The following is a 17,215-nucleotide window of genomic DNA, read 5'->3' as shown; positions in this document are numbered from 1 at the left end:
GTGTTGGCGAATGAACCAGTGGGACACCACGATCGACTTTGCGGGACGTGAGTTGCACACGGTGTGGTTGCGCGACCATTGTACCTGCCCACTGTGCCGCCACCCGAGCTCTGGACAGAAATTGCTCGATCTCACCCGCGACGGTGTCTCATGGAAACCGGAACACGTGGAACGACGACAGAATGGCTTGCTGATCGAGTGGGCCGAATCACCAAGGCACAGCAGCTTTTATCCGCGGGACTGGCTCGCCCGCCATGCGATCGGCGGGCCGAACATTGAAGATCTGCCACCGAGCGGGCGCGCGCAGTATTGGACGGTCGCCGAGCTGCATCCCGATGCTCTGCACTGGCACGGCCTCGAAGACGACGCGAACGGCTGGCTCGATGATCTTGACCGCCTGGGGTTCGCGCTGTTCAAGAACGTCGAGCTGCACCGTCTGGACCGCTTCATGGAGACAATCGGCCCGCTCCATTACACCGAGTACGGGCGATGGGCCCATATCCGCAACGTGGACGGGGCCAACGACTTGGCCGAGACCGGCTACGGCCTGACGCCCCATACTGACTACTCGACCTATATGCCGGTGTGGCCGCTGTTGCAGGTCATGTATTTTGCCCGCAACGAGACCGACGCCGGTGAAAGCTTGCTGGTCGACGGAATCCGAGTGGCCATGGACCTGCGCGAGCAACATCGCGAGGACTTCGAGCTGCTGGCCACATGCCCGGTCGAGTTCCGCCAACGTTACAACGACTGGCAATACCGATTCGTTCGGCGCCGCACCGTTATCGAGTGCGGTCCAAGCGATGAGATCCTCGGGTTTTACTTCGGGCATTCCCATGCCTACGACTGGCACCTTCCGTTCGATGTGACCGGCGCCTATTACCGTGCCTACTGCCGTCTGCTCGAGATGGTGCAGAGCCCGAAATACGCGTTGGCGCTGAGGATTCCCTCCGGTTGCGCTGTCGCCGTGGCGAATTCGCGTGTTCTGCATGGCCGCCGCGCGTTCACCGGACAACGCGAACGACACCTGATCACAGGCTATGTACCGCTGGAGTATGTGGGCGCGCGACGCCGGTTTCTCGCCGATCAAGGGGGCCCGACATGACCGAGCAGGTCGAAACCTCACCGTGGTGGGCCGCCGAACCTTCTGCCGCGAGATACCTGGACAGCGTAGGCACGCCACAAGACGCCACACCGTATCTGGCGGCGTTACGTCGCTTCGCTCAACGCCAGCCGGCGCGCTTCCACGCGCCGGCACATAAGGGCGGCGCCGGCGCCGACCCGGCGCTGGTCGCCCTGCTGCCCGAGGCGCCTCTCACCCTCGACGTCCGTGCCGGCGTCGCAGGAATCGACGGAGGGACGGGCCACACTCCGCTCGATCAAGCCGAGGAACTTGCCGCCGCAGCCTACGCGGCCAAACGAACGTGGTTTCTGACCAACGGGGCCAGCCAGGGCATCCACGCGGCCTGCCTCGCGGGGACACACCCTGGGCAGAGCGTGCTTGTGCAGCGCGATAGTCACGTGTCGGTGATCAGCGGGCTCGTGCTCAGCGGTGCCCGGCCGTCATATCTGCAGCCCGAATTCGATCCCCGGTCCGGGCTGGCAATCGGTGTGTCGCCAGAGCGTCTGCGCGCGCAACTCGCCGCTAACCCCAACGTGACAGCTGTGATCCTCACTGCGCCATCCTATTTCGGTGGCGTCGGCCGAATCGCCGAATGCGTTGACGTCGCTCGGATGGCCGGCGTTGTCGTGATAGTCGACCAATCCTGGGGCGCCCATTTTGGATTCCATGAACGGCTGCCGCCGTCAGCGCTTCAACTCGGCGCAGACATCGTGGTGACCTCGACGCATAAAAGTCTCGGTTCGCTGACTCAGTCAGCCATGCTGCACCTCGGCCATGAATCGCCGGTGCCGGCTGAAGCGATCCAGCGCGCCCTGACCCTGGTCAGCTCCACGTCACCGAGTGCGTTACTGCGCGCCTCGTTGGATATCGCACGGCGCCGCGCCGCAACCGAGGGGGCGACGCTGCTCGAGCGCACCCTGCATCTCGCCGAGCAGGTCCGGCGGAAACTTGGGGCGGTGCCCGGCTGCACGGTGCTGGGCGCGGGCGGATCAACGACGTGGGATCCGCTGCGAGTCGTTGTCGATCTCGGCGGGATCGACTGCCATGGACTGCGGCTAGCCGCACAACTTCGCCATGAGTGCGATCTGCACGTGGCGCTCGCCACCCGGCGACACCTCGTGGCGGTTCTCGGGTTACAGGAGCCAGAGGAGCCCCTGCTCAGGCTCGGCGAAGAACTCGCGACACGCTTGACCGGCCTGCCACGGCGGTTGAGCGTGCGCCCGGCAGACCCCATGGTGCCCGTCCCTGGTCGGGTGGCAGTAACGCCGCGCTGCGCCTATCTGGCGTCAACCGAAACCGTCGACCTGCCCGATGCCACCGGTCGGATTGCGGCCGCAACCGTGTGCTGCTACCCGCCGGGCACGCTTCTCATTGCACCTGGCGAAACCGTGCTGCCGCGCGCCATCTCAGCCGTACTGGAGCTACGAGAGGCTGGGCACCGCATACAGGGACTAGACGACAAGGCGCGTATCCATGTCGTTTCCGCCAAGGCGAACCCGTGAGCCTTCGGAAGCCTCGTGTCGCGAATACGGTTGGTAGGCACCCTATGTCGAGAGCGAGATCGTTCTGGTTTCAGGCAGTGCTGGTGGGATTTTTCCTGTCTAGTTCGACGGCGCCGTCGTCGTTGTATGCCGTGTATCAAAGCAATTGGCATTTTTCGGCGTCGATGCTGACCATGATATTTGCGGTGTATGCGGCGACGGTGTTGGCGACGTTGTTCCTCGCGGGCTCGTCGTCTGATCGTCTAGGCAGACGACCGGTCGTCGTTGCCGCGCTCGCCGCGAATGCCGTTGCCGCCGCGCTATTCTTGGCCGCCGACGGTGTCTGGCCGCTGATCGCGGCTCGCGCTCTTCAGGGTGTGGCGATTGGCCTTGCCAGCGGCGCGCTGTCAGCGGGGCTGATCGAGACCCAGCGTTTCCGCGATGCAACGTCGGCTGCTCTGGTCAATACCGTCGCCCAATCCGGCGGGGTCGCCCTCGGCGGGCTCGGTGTCGGCGCCCTGGCGCAATACGGTCCGGCGCCAACGTATACGGTGTACTGGGTCATCATCGCAACGTCTGCCATCGCCGCGGTCGGAGTTTTGCTAATGCCCGAACCGGGCTTGCGACGCGCTGGGGCATCGGGATCGTCGAGTCCTGCCGTCGCGGTACCACCCGGTGCGCGGGCGGTGACCGCAACCATGCTCCCCTGCCTGATCGCGCTGTGGGCGTTAAGCGGGCTGTATTTGTCGTTGGCGCCCTCGCTGATCGGACAACTGTTGCGATCGCCCAACCCCGTCTGGGGTGGGCTGGTGATCTGCCTGATTACCGGCATCGGCGTGGGTCCCTCGGTCGCCCTGCGCCGAATTGGACCGGCCGCCAAGACAATGCTGGGCTGTCCGGCGATCCTGATCGGTGTCGGCTTGAGCGCATGGGGCATCGCGACAACCAATGGCCCACTGTTTTTGATCGGCTCCGGCCTCGCGGGTCTTGGCTTCGGACCGGCGTTCGTGGGGGTGTTCGGCGCGTTGACCGCGCTGGGAAAACCGGGTAGCCGAGCGGGCTTTATCTCGATGATCTACATCGTCTCCTACCTCGCATTCAGCGTCCCCGTACTGATAGCGGGCGTTGCCGCAGAACATGTTGGGCTGCGCACCACTGGCCTTTGTTATGCCGTCGGAGTCGCCGCGCTCGTCGCATGGACCACCGCTCGGCTCTTTAGGGCGAGCGCACGCCCCAAAGACCCACCGGAATTAGCGTCCGAGTCCAACAGATCGCTGCTCGGAGAGCGTCTAACGAGCAATTCCCTTGCTGGACAGGGATACCCCGAAGCGAGCTTCCCAAATGCTCACCGTCCTCGCTGAGGACAGTGAGCCGGTCGGTATTGCTGCGCCGGCCACCCGGCCGGGCTAGCGATCCTGTACATCAACGAATCACGCAGGCTGACGGCCTAGGTTCGTTGCGCCGCCGCCAGAGTCTGCTCGATGCGGGGGATCTTGGGCAATGCATCGGCTGGTTTCATGAGCCCGTCGATCAATTCGGGCAGGTGATTCCAGAGGTAGAAGTGGTCCCCGTGGAAGACGCGTGTAGTCGCAGAGCCGGTGACTTGCCGACTCCATCCCTCCAAATGTTCTGGCCGGCACAGAGGGTCATTGTCTCCTGCGAACAAGGCGATGTCGCAGTCGATCGGATTTGATGCCGGCTTGTAGCGATAGCCGTGGTACATGGCGTAGTCGTACGCGAGCGCATCTCGGGCGCGTTCGAGGAGGGCGGGTTCGCGCCGGATCTCCGGGGGGAGGAAGGCGAGAGCCTCCAGAGCCTCGGGGCTGGGGCTGTCGAAGACGCGTTGCGTTAGCTCTGTCATTCCCGGGCCTTCGGGTGCCGGCACCGCCGAGAGCCCAAGCGTCACTGGGGCAATGCCGTGGCCGCGCCAAAGAGCGCGTGCGGTCTCGAATGCCAGTAGGCTGCCCCCGCTGTGCCCGAAGAATACGAACGGACGCGGGTCTGGATCTGCCGCGATCATCGAAGACAACTCGTCTGCTAGCGCCAACAGATCGGTCCGTGGCTTCTCCTCGGCGCGGTCTTCGCGTCCGGGTAGCTGCAGGGCGCGCAACTCGACGTGTCCTGGAAGCAGGTCACTCCAGGGCAGGTAGGTGGATGCCGAACCGCCGGCGTGCGCGAAGCAGTAGAGCCGTGTCGATGCGTTGGGCCGCGGCGCGAACGTCCTGAACCAGCGCCCGACCAGAGCACCGTCGTCGACGGGGACGGTTCGCGCTAGCTTGCTGTTGGTGGTCCCGATTTCCAGATCGAGCCGTTTCAGGAGATGGTCAACCAGTTCGCCCGCTGTCCGGTGAGTCCACACGATGGTGGCGGGAATCTTTGTCTTTAGGTCTGTTTCGAGTCGATTACGCAACTGCAGAGCGGTGAGCGAGTCGAACCCCAGCTCGGATAGTTCAGTCGTTGAGTCGATCGTTGCGCTGCCTAGACCGAGCACCGCCTGCATGCACCCACCGAGATATGTCAGGCCGACCTTCCCGCGCTCGTCGGGTGCTGCGGCCCGCAGTCGGACGTTCATGTCGTCGGTGCCGATGACAGCGAATTCGGCCTCTGATCGAATCGGCATGTCCTCGAAGAACTTCGACTTGGCGGCGGCGGGTGCGGTGCGGAACCAGTGTTCGGGGTCGTAGATAAACACGCCGGCGTTGGCCTGCTCGTGATCGATCAATTCTGTCATGCAGCGCAGGCCCTCGTCGGTGGCGAACGCAGCGTATCCGCGGTGCCCCAGTTCGACGGCCCTACCGGCCTCGCCCCAGACCCCCCAGTTGATCGCCTGGGTGGGTAGTCCGCGCGCGCGTCGCCATCGGGCGAAGGAGTCCAGCCAGTCATTGGCTGCGGCGTAATTACCCTGTCCTGGGCTGCCGAGCAAGGACGCCACAGAGGAGAATAGAACGAACCAGTCGAGCGGGAGGTCTGCCGTCTCCTCGTGTAATCGCCAGGCGCCGTTGACCTTTGGTCGCCAGACATGTTCCAGGCGTTGAGCGTTGAGATGGTTGAGGGCGCAATCATCGAGGACGGCCGCGGCGTGCAAAACGCCACGGAGGGTCTGTCCACCGGTGGTCGCGGCCACCACTAGCTGCTGGGCCACGCCGGGCACGGCAACGTCGCCTTGGACCACGTCGATTTGCGCACCGTGCGCGCGCATTTCGGCCAGCGCGGCAGCGGCCGCTTCCGAGGGTGCCGACCTTCCGTTGAGGACGATCCTTTCGGCACCCTGGTCGGCTAGCCAGCGGGCCATTTCCAGGCCGAGCCCGCCGAGCCCGCCGGTGATGATGTAGCTAGCGCCACGCCGAACAACCGGCCTAGCGTCACGCGGGAGCGCAGCCTCTATCTCGCCTTGTTGCGGCACGCTCAGGATCAGCTTGCCGATGTGTTTGGCGGCGGCCATGGTCCGCAACGCCGCGGTTGCCTCGGTGAACGGGAACGCGGTGCAGATTGGGGGGGCGAGCCTTCCGGCGCCGAATTCCTCGCGGAGTTCATTCAGCAACTCACGGATCAGAGCGCGACGTTCGCGTCCGAGCAGTGCCAGATCGACGGCGGACACCGTGATGTTGCGGCGCAGTGCCAATAGACCCAGTTTGGCGTTGGCGTAGATGTCGCGTTTGCCGATCTCGATGAACCGCCCGCCGATGTTCAGAACGTCCAGGCCGGCGAAGAGCAACGGACCCGATAGGCAATTCAATACCACGTCCACGCCCTCTCCATCGGTCGCGGCGAGGGTGTCGGTGACGAAATCGGCTGAGCGGGAATCCATCACGTGCTGCACACCGAGCCGACGGAGGTAGGAGCGCTTGCGATCGCTGCCCGCCGTGGCAAGAACCTCTGCTCCCAGCGATCGGGCGATGTCGATGGCGGCCAGGCCGACGCCCCCGGTGCCCGCATGGATCAGGATTCGCTCGCCGGCGCTGAGGCGGCCGACCTTGGTGAGCGCATACCAGGCGGTCAGGTGCGCGGCGGGCACGCCGGCGGCCTCGACCTCAGTCATCCCGCCGGGCACCGGCGCTACCCCGTGGGCGGGCAGGGTGATGAAGGTGTCGGCCGTGCCGTCGTGAAACGCCATCACCCGATCGCCGACGCGCAGATCGTCAACGCCGGGACCAACATTGGTGATGACGCCGGAGCATTCCAGACCGAGGCGACCGGAGGTTCCGTGCAGATCGGGGAACATGTCGAGCATGTGCATGACGTCGGCGAAGTTCAGCCCAATCGCCGTTGTCCTAATCTCGATCTCGCCGTGCGCGGGTTCGCGGCGCGGCCGGGCGATTGCGCCGATTGTGTCCAGGTCGCCGGGACGGGCGATTTCGAGGGAGATGCGGTCTTGGCCGTACCGTCGAGTCCGCTGGGGCCGGGTTTGCCAGGTTCCGTCATTGATGGGTTCGTTCACCAGTCGCGCCACCCAGCGTTGATCGCCTCGCCAGGCAATCTCATCCTCGGCACTATCGACGAAGAGCTCGGCCGCAAGATGGCGCACCTCGTCGGTGTCGTGCGACACGTCGACGAGAGTCGTACGCAGGCGGGGAAATTCGCACATCGCCACACGAGCGATGCCACGCAATCCAGCCTGTGCAAGGGCGGGCACTTCGTCGCCCGGGACGGTCTGGGCTCGCTGGGTAACGATCCACAGCCGAGGCTCGCTTGTCTTGGACTCCGACAGCAGCCTGGCCAGATCGACAAGTCGCATCACCTCGTGGCGGCAGTGGTCGGCAACATCCGGCTTGCCCTGATTCGATGGAGCCGGAAGGAAGACGACATCCGTTGCCGACACCTCCGTTACGGCAGCCCGGGGCCAAAACTCATGAGTGCCTTCGGCACTCAGCAATGTGGCGCTCGCCCCCGTCGAGACCAATTCCGCGTGCAAAGCGCCGGGCAAGGGATCGCGGTTATCGCCGAGTACGAGCCACTTTCCGCGAGTCGTGGCGGGCTGTTCCAGCGGCTGAGGCGTCCATCGAACCCGATGGAACAGTCTCTCGTGGCGGGACTCCCGGTTCTGTCGTTCCATCGGCGTGAACCGCACGTCAACGGCTTCGGCAACGACCGAGCCGTCCTCTGCCAGCAATCGCAGCGTGCCGGTGGTTCCGGCCGCCGACGTCGAGGACAGTGCGGCCTGGCAATACGCCACCGTCGAACCTTCCGCAAAGACCCGCAACGACCCGATTCCGACGGGAAGAAGCAGCCTCTTCCCGGCCTCGCCGATCGCGGCGACCGATGCGATGAGCAGCGTCTGCAGTCCCGTGTCGAGCAGGACCGGATGCAAACTCACCGATCCAGCGAGCGCGCGTGCCGTCGGCGGCACGGCGACCCGCGCGAGCATCCCTCCGTCGGTCGCCTGTCGGAGGCTCTCGATGCCAGCGAAGGCAGGTCCGTGCTGATATCCGTCGGCGCGCAGGCTCACATAGCGGTCTTCGATATCGATCTGCTCGTCATAGATTGTGTCAACAGTGGTCAGGTCGACCCGCTCGGGACGCGCGCTGCGGGGTAGGTACCGCAATTCAGCGGTCGCGTGGGTAACCCACTCGTCGTCGCCATCTCCTCGAACAAGCATTTCGACGACGGCCGCATCATCGCCGCGTGGGCTTAGCGAGGTATGCAGCGTTGTGTGCGCGTCCAGCGGCAGCACCTTGGCGAAACGGATGCCGGAAACCTGGATGTGTTCCGCAGCGCAGTTGAAGAATTCGATCCCCGCGGCAAGCGCGGTCTCGCAGTAAGCCGCTCCCGGAAGCACCGTGACGCCTTCCACCTGATGATCGGCGAGCCACGCATGCGTCGCGGTGCCCACCTCGACCTGCCAGATATGTCTGCGTCCGGGCTCGGGAACGGCCGTGTGCGCGCCCAGCAGTGCGGGCCGGATCTCGGCGATGACCTGTCGTGCCGGGTGCGGCAGGGGTAGATCGACCCAATGACGGGTCCGATTCCAGGTGGTGCCCGGGGCATCCAGGAGCGCGCCACTCGGATGGCGTCGGCCGAAATCGATGGGAACACCCGCGCAGTACAGGTGCGCCAGCTGTCCGAGGATCGTGCGCAGATCGTCGTTCTCACGCCGGATCGTGTGCGTGACGACCGCGTGCCGATCAATCTCCTGAAGGGTTTCGCGCATCGCATGGCCGACGATGGGATGGACCGAGACCTCGAGGAAGACGGCATAGCCGTCCTCTGCGGCGGCCTTTACCGCCTCGGCGAACCGGACCGGTTTGCGGAGGTTCTCCGCCCAGTAAGCGCCGTCGAAGGCCACGGTGTCCCGCGGGTCGTCAGTGACGGTGGAGTAAAACGGCACGGTGGGCCGTCTGGGCCGGATACCGGACAGCGCATCGATCAGCAGTGGGGCGTGCGGGTCCAGATGCGGCCCGTGCGCAGCGACGTCGGAGGCGACGAAGCGGGCCATCAGTCCCCGTTCCTGCCATTGCTCGACGAGGTTTCGGACCGGTTCAGGACCTCCCGACACCACCGTGGCCCGGGGCGACGAGATCACGGCCACCGTGACGTCCTCGATCTGACGTATTTCTTCTTCAACCTCGCGGTGGGGAAGGTCCACGGAGGCCATCGCTCCGGTGCCGGCCAACGGGATGAGTTGAGCGGCACGGCGACAGCTCACCCGGACACCGTCGTGCAGCGACAAGCCACCGCAAACCACTGCGGCGGACACCTCCCCCATCGAATGCCCTAGGACCGCCGCAGGCCGAAGGCCGAGGGACCGCCAGACTGCCGCGAGCGCTACCTGGGTGGCAAACAACGTGACCTGTACTTGCGCAATGTCTGTCACGACTGTGGGCGCGCGGAGCGTGTCCGTTACCGAAAATCCTGCCTCGGCGGCGATCAGCGTCTCCAACTCGGCGATCGCCGCGGCGAACACCGGCTCCTCTTCGAGTAGCGACCGCCCCATTCCGGCCCATTGCGAACCTTGGCCAGAGAACACCCAGACGACACCTGCTCCAGCGGCATCACGCACGATGCCAGTGGGTAAATCGTCTGCCTCATCGCCCGCCGCTGACAGATCCAACCGGTGGACGAGCTCTTCCAGCGACGGGGCGACCACGGCCATCCGCGCACGATGGTGCGAGCGCCGCACCGCAAGGGTGTGCACGATGTCGTCGAGCTCCACCTGGCCGTCGGTGCCGGCCAGCCACTCGCGCAGCCGAGTGGCTACTGTACCGAGCGTTTCCGGCGCCGTCGCCGACAGCGGTACCAAGACTGGGCGAGGGGGGGCGTCGGTCCGTGAGCATGGGACGGTGTGGTGATCCGTGTACTGCTCCAGGATCACGTGGGCGTTGGTGCCGCTGAAACCGAATGACGACACCGCGGCTAGCCGGGTCGGCGATTGAACCGGCCACGCAGTCGGTTCTGTGGGCACGAAGAAGCGAGTGCCGTCCGGCGAGATGTTCGGGTTCCATTGCTGGAAGTGCAGATTCGGCGGGACGACGCCGTGTCGGACGGCGAGCACGGCTTTGATGAAGCCCGCGATTCCTGACGCGGATTCCAGGTGGCCAATGTTGGACTTCACTGAACCGAGCGCGCATCGTCCCGCGCCGTTGCCGTAGACCGGGGATAGCGCGCGAAACTCAATGGGATCGCCGACCGCCGTGCCTGGGCCGTGGGTTTCGACCAATCCCACCAGGCCGGGATTGATGCCCGCCTGTGTCACCGCCGCGGAGTAGACCATGCGCTGGGCGTCTTCCGACGGGTGAACGAGTCCCTGCGACCGGCCGTCCTGGTTGATCGCGGAGCCCCGGATGACCGCAAGAATCCGGTCGCCATCGCGCTGCGCATCCGAAAACCGTTTGAGCACAACGATTCCAGCACCTTCGCTTCGGACCAGCCCGTCGGCACGGGCATCGAAGGCGTGGCACCGTCCAGTCGGCGAGAACATCCCCCATCGGGTTCCCGAGAGCATGAACTCCGGGCTCAGCATGATGTTGACACCGCCGGCCAGCGCGAAGTGGGATTCCCCGGTCCGCAGGCTCTGGACGGCAAGGTGGGTGGCAACGAGTGACGACGAGCACGCTGTGTCGACCGCGACACAGGGTCCGTGCAAGCCGAGAAAGTAGGACACGCGCCCCGCCGCTGTGCTGTGAACGTTCCCGATGGTTGCCGCGTAGGCGTCGATGTTCTGGTACCGGGTGCCAAGGCGAACGGAGTTGTCTTGGCTCCAGATTCCCACGAAGACGCCGCCCTGTGTTCCCATGACGTCCCGTGGCGGGACGCCGGCGTGCTCTAAAGCCTCCCACGAGACCTCGAGGAGAAGCCGGTGTTGTGGGTCCATCGACGCGGCCTCTGCGGGCGATATGCCAAAGAATGCGGCGTCGAAGCCGGTGATGTCGTCCAGCGTGGCGGCCCAACGGGTATTGCAACGACCTGGTGCCTCGCGATCCGGGTCATAGAAGGCATCCACATCCCACCGGTCGAACGGACCTTCGCGGACGGGGTCAGTCTTCGCGAGAAGGAGTTGCCAGAGGTCATCCGCCGAGTTGACCTCCCCCGGCATCCGGCAGGCCATCCCAATGACCGCGATCCAGTCGTCCGATGGACATCCTGCGTCCATAAGCACGCCGGAAATGTCTCCTATGACCATCGGGTCCCCCTTCCGCGCAGTCGGGTCGATATTGTCACAAAATTTTGGCGTTCCTACAGTGGGATATTGCCGTGTCGCTTAATTGATGTCATTTGCTTGTTTTTCATTAGGTGTAGGGCAGCGGCAATACGTAGACGCGTTTCCGAAGGGGTGATCACCGCGTCGATATATCCGTGTTCGACCGCTCGATATGGCGTGCAATGAATTTTCTCATATTCATCGATCAATTGATCGCGAAGAACGGTTGGATTTTGGGCGGAAGCAAGTTTGTCACGGTACAGCATGTCGCTGGCGGCCTCGGCGCCCATTACCGCTATTTCCGCTGTGGGCCAGGCGAAACAGAAATCTGCTCGCAGGTGCTTCGAACCCATGACGACGTATGCTCCGCCGTACGCCTTACGAATTACGGTCGTGATCTTAGGTACGGTCGCTTCGGCGTAGGCGTACAGCAGTTTGGCGCCACGCCTGATGATGCCGTTCCATTCTTGTTCGGAGCCGGGAAGAAATCCAGGGGCGTCGACTAATGTCACGATTGGAATATTGAATGCATCGCAGGTGCGCACAAATCTGGCGGCTTTCTCCGACGCGTCGATGTCGAGACACCCAGCAGACTGCAGTGGCTGATTTGCCACGATGCCGACCGATTTTCCATTTATCCTGCCGAAACCGCAGATCACGTTTGGGGCGAAAAGTTCTTGCACTTCTAGGAACTCGCCGTCGTCGACGATGGCCGTCACCACGGCATACATGTCGTATGGCTGCTTCACCGAGTCGGGAACCAGCGAGTCCAACAAGGTCCCCTGCGGACACTTTCCGGGGACATAGGAGGGCGGCAGGTCGAGGCAGTTACTTGGCAAGTAGGACAACAGATGTCGGGCGAAGTCGATTGCGTCTTCCTCGTCGCTGGCGAGGTAGTGCGCGTTGCCGGAGCGGGAGTTGTGCATCCGAGCGCTGCCCAGTTCATCGATGCCCATTCGCTCGCCCATGGCAGCAGCGAGCACGTCCGGGCCTGTGATGAACATGTGTGATGTCTTGTCCACCATCACAACGAAGTCGGTGAGAGCCGGGGAATACGCTGCGCCGCCAGCGCACGGGCCCATAATCAGCGAAATCTGCGGGACCGCGCCGGACATGCGCACGTTTCGGAAGAAGATCTCGCCGTAGAGCGCCTGCGCAACGACGCCCTCCTGGACACGTCCGCCGGCTCCATCGTTGATGCCGACCACCGGACAGCCCACCTCGGCCGCCAGATCCAGAACCTTGCAGATCTTCTCACCGTGTACCTTGCCGAGCGTGCCGCCGCGGACTGTGAAGTCCTGCGCGAACACCGCCAGCGGCCTGCCGTCCACCGTTCCGTGGCCGGTCACGACGCCGTCACCATACGGATGCGGCTCCGCGCCCAGTTCGGCGGTTGTATTCCGCGCCAACGCATCGAGTTCGATGAAGGAGCCGGGATCGAGGAGCAACGCGAGACGTTCCCTGGCCGTCTGCTTGCCCCGTGATCGTTGTCGAGCGATCGCATGCGACGTCCCGGGGGATTCTGACTGTGCCGTCCGCTCGCTGAACTCCAAGAGCTTCGCCGCCGTCCCACGTCGCGTGGATGGCCGTGCTGGCCCGTCTTCCGCGCCCGGGTGATCCATCGTGGCGCGCGGCCTCGCATTTGCCGGGCTTAGGTCAGCGGCAGTATCCATGGCTCCCGAAAATTCAGGAAATCGTCCAAGCTGTGCAATCACAGTCGCACTGACGATACACACTGTATCAGTCCTGCAGCAAGGGGCCGCCTGGCTTGCCCCCTCCTAAGTTTCCACCCCCGCCGGCCTCACGTCTGCATGGCGGCAACGAGTTTTGACCTCTCGCCGAACTGAAACCTGCAGTCATTTTGACTGTGCGCCGCAGTATCGCCGACAGTTCGGCGTAGGTTGCCGGCGCCAGGTATGTGCATCCCAGGATGGCAGCCGCGTGACTGGTTCACGCCGACGGCGCGGTCGGCGGCCGCCTCGGGATCACCACCTCGCGGCCACCTTTGGGATAGCGTCAATTGCCGTGCAAATCGATTTCAATGTCTCCGTGGCTTTCTCTAACGTGCGTCCTGCGGGGGCACGTGCTAGCTCAGCCTTTGTCCTTATCTGATCAATTTGACGAGCTAGCTCTTCTATTTTCGGTATGTTCGTCTCGTGCCGTCTGACCCTTTCCTCATATTTACTCTCCCATTCTGCTAGCTGTTGTTGTTCGTTCCTAATTTGATCCATCCTGTTTTCAAGTCGTTCCAGTAATTGCTTCAAACGGTGCAGTTCTTCTGTCGTCTTATGAACCACAGCGGCGGTGTTGTAAAAAATCTCCTGGCGCTCGGCAAGCGCCTGCCGGAGTGTTTCCTCTTTTGCCAGAAAATGGTCTTTACGTCTTTCATGATAGTTCCGAAGGTTCTTGTCTCGCCCGCTGGATTGGATTCCCTGTTCGGCAGCCTCGATCGCCTCTTCGTTCGCCGCTAATTTGTCGTGAATTTCGTCTTCCGCTTTTTCGTTCTCATTCCATACGTTCCTCGCATGCTCCAACTTGGCCTCTTTTTGAGATATCAATGCACGGGTATCGCGGATTCGTGCCTCGATTTCGATCGAATCGACCGCTTTGGCAATGACGCCATCCCGCATGTTCGCCAATCCGTCCCGCGCCTGTTCAAGGTGCTCTCTAACGGTTGCCAATTGCGTTTGAATATTGCTCGATAGTCTGTCCAAGGAATCTTTGGCAATGCTTAGGTAATTGTTGGATTGACCGAGGTCGTGCTCTGCTTGGCGCGTTGCGTCTCGCGCGTGGCCGAGCGCCTGAGTGATGCCGCCGGCGGACGATTGCAGAGCCTCTACGGACGCGCCACTCTCGCCTTTCTGACCAACATGGCCAATAAGGGCACTGACATCACCCGTTGCTTCATCAACTATCCCCGCTGCGTGTTTGAGCATGTTCTTTCCGTCGAGCAGAGACGTCTCGGCCTCGTTTAGTTGGCTCCAGCACTCGCGATAAATTTCGGCAATCCCATCATCGCCGCGAGCAACGATGCCCATGATCACCTCGTGAAGCTCGCTTTTCGCCTCGCCGACTAGCCTCTCAGCTTCTTCGAACGGAGCTTCGTCGCGAGCGTTTAGTGCCGTCTGTGCGAGAGCGGACTCTACATCGCTGAGATCCGCGGGCCCGCTGCCTCCGTCATCGCCCTGTCCCGCAGCAAGGCCCAGGCTTTTGGCGGCGTTTTGCGTGCCGGCGGTGTCGAGCAGTGGGTTTTCGGGTTCTTTCTCGGGGCCAAAGTAAGCGGCCGCCTTGGCCAGATCCTCCTCGTCGACCTTGGTGAGGTCTTCGGCCCACGCCGGCAGCCGGTACGGCGTGCCGGTGTTCGGGTTGAGGGACGGCTCCCCGGTCCGCGGGTCGGTGTCCATAAACCTCACCGGCGCCGGCCGCTCCCTAGTCTCCTCGACCAGCTGCCCGGTCCGCTCATCGACCCGCTGCACGGTCTCCTCGAAGACCGGCCACTTGTACCACCCACCGGCGAGCCTGTCGTAGACCCAGACCACCCCACCCATGTTCTTACTGGCAATAAAGTGGGACTCGGCTTCCTGCGACTTGTCCTTGGTCCACCGAAAACCCACAATCGCCGATGCGCCGTCTCCCCGTTCTTTGACCCGGTAAAACACGTCAGCGAGATCCTCCACCGGCTCCGAATCCGAACGCATCGCCTTGAACAACAGCACCGGATCCACAACACGGTCAGTGGCCTTGGCCCCCTCGATAATGTATTCACGCCCATGCAACGCCGACATCTGGTCGCAGACGTCGAAAACGCAATTGATCTCCGGCGGTGAGGGCTCGACGGCATGCCCACGCCCGGCGGGCACACGCTCGTCGTGGGGACCGCGGGCATCGGCAGGATTTTCGTGCGCCTGCAGTACCGGCTCTTCGTGCTCGGCCATCGCAGATCCGAGCGCAGCCCGAAGCTGCTGCACGCGTGTATTTTTGACGCTCGTGGGCTGTGCGGCCTGGGCCTTGGGCGCTTCGAGTCTTGTCGCTGGGCGCGGGACGATCGTGCGGGCGGCTTCGGCAGGCTTTGAACCGGTGTGGGCGTCTTCGCCCAGGGGCGGCGTGGCGGGGTCGCGGTCGGCATCCGGGGCTGCCCCGGTTTCATTGGGATCTTGGTATTGCGGCCTGGGCCCGCAGCCTAGTGGTGGGGCACCGTCAGGCGGTGTCGCAAGACGGCCTGGTTCGGCGGCACCACCCGTCCAAGAATGAGTGTTCTCACGCTCGTTGGGTGGCATTGACGCAGCCCTCGCCCGGACCGCCTTGCGGTAGTCGGTCGAGGGACCGTCGTGCGGGCTATAAGGGCTAAAAGGGAGCCTAGAACTAGGGGCTCCCTGGTCGATCGAGCCAAGGGGGGCGAACCCTTTGCCCTTCGCTATGTTCACCGCCAGTCTGTCGATGTAAGGCTGCCACACAAACCGTGCGACCAGCCTGTAACCCTCTCGCAATGGAGGTCCAATAGGAGCCGGTTGGGCTCCAGGTCCTTCGGTGATGTATCCGCGAATGCCCAAGTGTAACTCGCCGTCTTTCCGGTAAAATCTGAAGTGAATGGCGCTGTCTAGACCGTCTATATGTCCCGGTAACGCGGCGAATGCGATGTTGATTTCTTCTCCCAGTTTCGCGGATTGCGTCACCTCAACCGGGAATTTCATAAGCTGCTGGCCGAAAAATCTGAATTCGAGAGGAAGCTGATCGCCGACATTGGGAAGTGTTGCAGGCGCACCATGTATTGGAAAATTGTCGTTGAAGCAACGCTTTAGCTCGCGCCAGACGTCGGCAACAGTAACAATCTTTCCCGCGCTTACGTGACCATCACCGACTCGGAGCAGAATATCGCTGGTCAGATCGAGATTGTATTCCCATGTCCTGTGATTTCCGAGGATGGCAGTTGATTGCAACAACAGGGCTGTGGTATGCGCCAGCCGTTCGATGGCCGGCGGGGAGGGCAACGGGCACCGTCGATTGACGGTGAGTGGCGCCTTGCCGGTTTCTTCGATGACCTCACGGATAACGCGGAATGCTCCATGGGCGTCGTAGAAAGCGGCGCGAGAAGCGCCTTCCGGGAGGCGCGCATTTTTGTCGATCCAGACCATGGCAGCCGCCGGCCCTTCTTGTCGCTCCAATCGCAATTGGTCGAGCACACGGTCTATCTGGGCGTAGCCCAGCCGACGGATCGGCTGCCTGACGATATAGCCTGACACGGCAGTTCCCGGCTGATAGGGGTCGTCGCCGAAAACGATCACGGCACGTCCGTCACCGCGATACGCCAAGGGATCAAACACCAGCCAACGCGCAGGGGGCAAGCCGGATTGCTTGGCGACCGCGTTCAGCTCACGCCACCCCGCCTCAATCAACTCCACCCGCTTCACAAACTGGCGTTCTCCAGGGGTCAGATGGTGGCCGGCCCTGAGGTTGGCTCGCAGCGCATCCGCTTTGTCGTGAGCCTTCTTCAACACCAGACGATTCGCCTCGTCGTGATCGGCCAGCCACCGCTGTTTGTCGGCCGCCACGATGTCGGGTTCAAGCGCCAACACATACCGGTTAACCCGCTCCGCGTCGGGGTCCTCGGGATGGCCCTCTGGTTCGGCATCACCTTGGGGGTGGGGGCCCGCGGCGGGGCCGACGTCGTCGACGGGCGTCGGTGGATCGTGAGCCATGTTGGGCCGCAACCGATCTGGGTTGGCGGCCGCGGCGTTTGTGAGGCGTAGCGCCCCGGGGCCGAGGGCCGGCTGCGCCGGGTCGGAGCCGCGCGGGTTCGCCGCCTCATCGACCGGCCCGCTATCGGGTCGGTTCGTCTTTAGGTTGAGTTGCCCCTCCTGGACGGGCCTGGTGATTTCGGCGGATGGCGGCGGGTTCTGGTTTGCGTTCGGGCCCGGACCCGGCGCCATCCGCCGAAATCACCAGGCCCGTCCAGGAGGGGCAACTCAACCTAAAGAC

Annotated in this window: 6 protein-coding genes; 3 read left to right on the top strand and 3 right to left on the bottom strand. The window is 63.4% G+C overall.

Annotated elements, in window-relative coordinates; genetic code table 11:
* Positions 1-10: 10 nt before the first annotated feature.
* The 3 genes from ACQI5H_RS20065 to ACQI5H_RS20055 are packed head-to-tail and all read left to right on the top strand — an operon-like array spanning position 11 to position 3,965.
* Positions 11-1,105 (top strand): TauD/TfdA family dioxygenase, encoded by a 1,095-nt coding sequence (locus ACQI5H_RS20065; RefSeq protein ID WP_427081066.1) that lies wholly within the window; start codon positions 11-13, stop codon positions 1,103-1,105.
* Positions 1,102-2,625 carry an aminotransferase class I/II-fold pyridoxal phosphate-dependent enzyme gene (locus ACQI5H_RS20060; RefSeq protein WP_427081065.1) on the top strand — a complete coding sequence of 508 codons (1,524 nt, stop codon included), beginning with the start codon at positions 1,102-1,104 and terminating at the stop codon, positions 2,623-2,625. Before ACQI5H_RS20065 ends, ACQI5H_RS20060 begins: the two co-directional genes overlap by 4 nt.
* Before the next feature lie 44 nt (positions 2,626-2,669).
* Complete coding sequence (locus ACQI5H_RS20055) at positions 2,670-3,965, top strand: MFS transporter (RefSeq protein ID WP_427081064.1); 1,296 nt, start codon at positions 2,670-2,672, stop codon at positions 3,963-3,965.
* A gap of 86 nt (positions 3,966-4,051) precedes the next feature.
* Here the strand turns inward: ACQI5H_RS20055 and ACQI5H_RS20050 are convergent, their stop codons facing one another.
* The 3 genes from ACQI5H_RS20050 to ACQI5H_RS20040 all read right to left on the bottom strand — a co-directional run bounded on the left by ACQI5H_RS20050 (position 4,052) and on the right by ACQI5H_RS20040 (position 16,809).
* On the bottom strand, positions 4,052-11,221 hold the full coding sequence (locus ACQI5H_RS20050; RefSeq protein ID WP_427081063.1) for an SDR family NAD(P)-dependent oxidoreductase: 7,170 nt from the start codon (positions 11,219-11,221) through the stop codon (positions 4,052-4,054).
* 53 nt (positions 11,222-11,274) lie between these two features.
* Positions 11,275-12,861 (bottom strand): acyl-CoA carboxylase subunit beta, encoded by a 1,587-nt coding sequence (locus ACQI5H_RS20045; RefSeq protein ID WP_427081117.1) that lies wholly within the window; start codon positions 12,859-12,861, stop codon positions 11,275-11,277.
* Positions 12,862-13,224: 363 nt separating this feature from the next.
* Entirely contained in the window at positions 13,225-16,809 is a 3,585-nt protein-coding gene (locus ACQI5H_RS20040; protein WP_427081062.1) for a hypothetical protein, read from the bottom strand.
* Between the last annotated feature and the right edge of the window lie 406 nt (positions 16,810-17,215).

The sequence above is a fragment of the Mycobacterium heidelbergense genome, assembly GCF_050205645.1.
GTDB lineage: Bacteria > Actinomycetota > Actinomycetes > Mycobacteriales > Mycobacteriaceae > Mycobacterium > Mycobacterium heidelbergense_A.
Note: the sequence above shows the minus strand (reverse complement) of the source record. Positions and strands in the feature narration are given on the sequence as shown.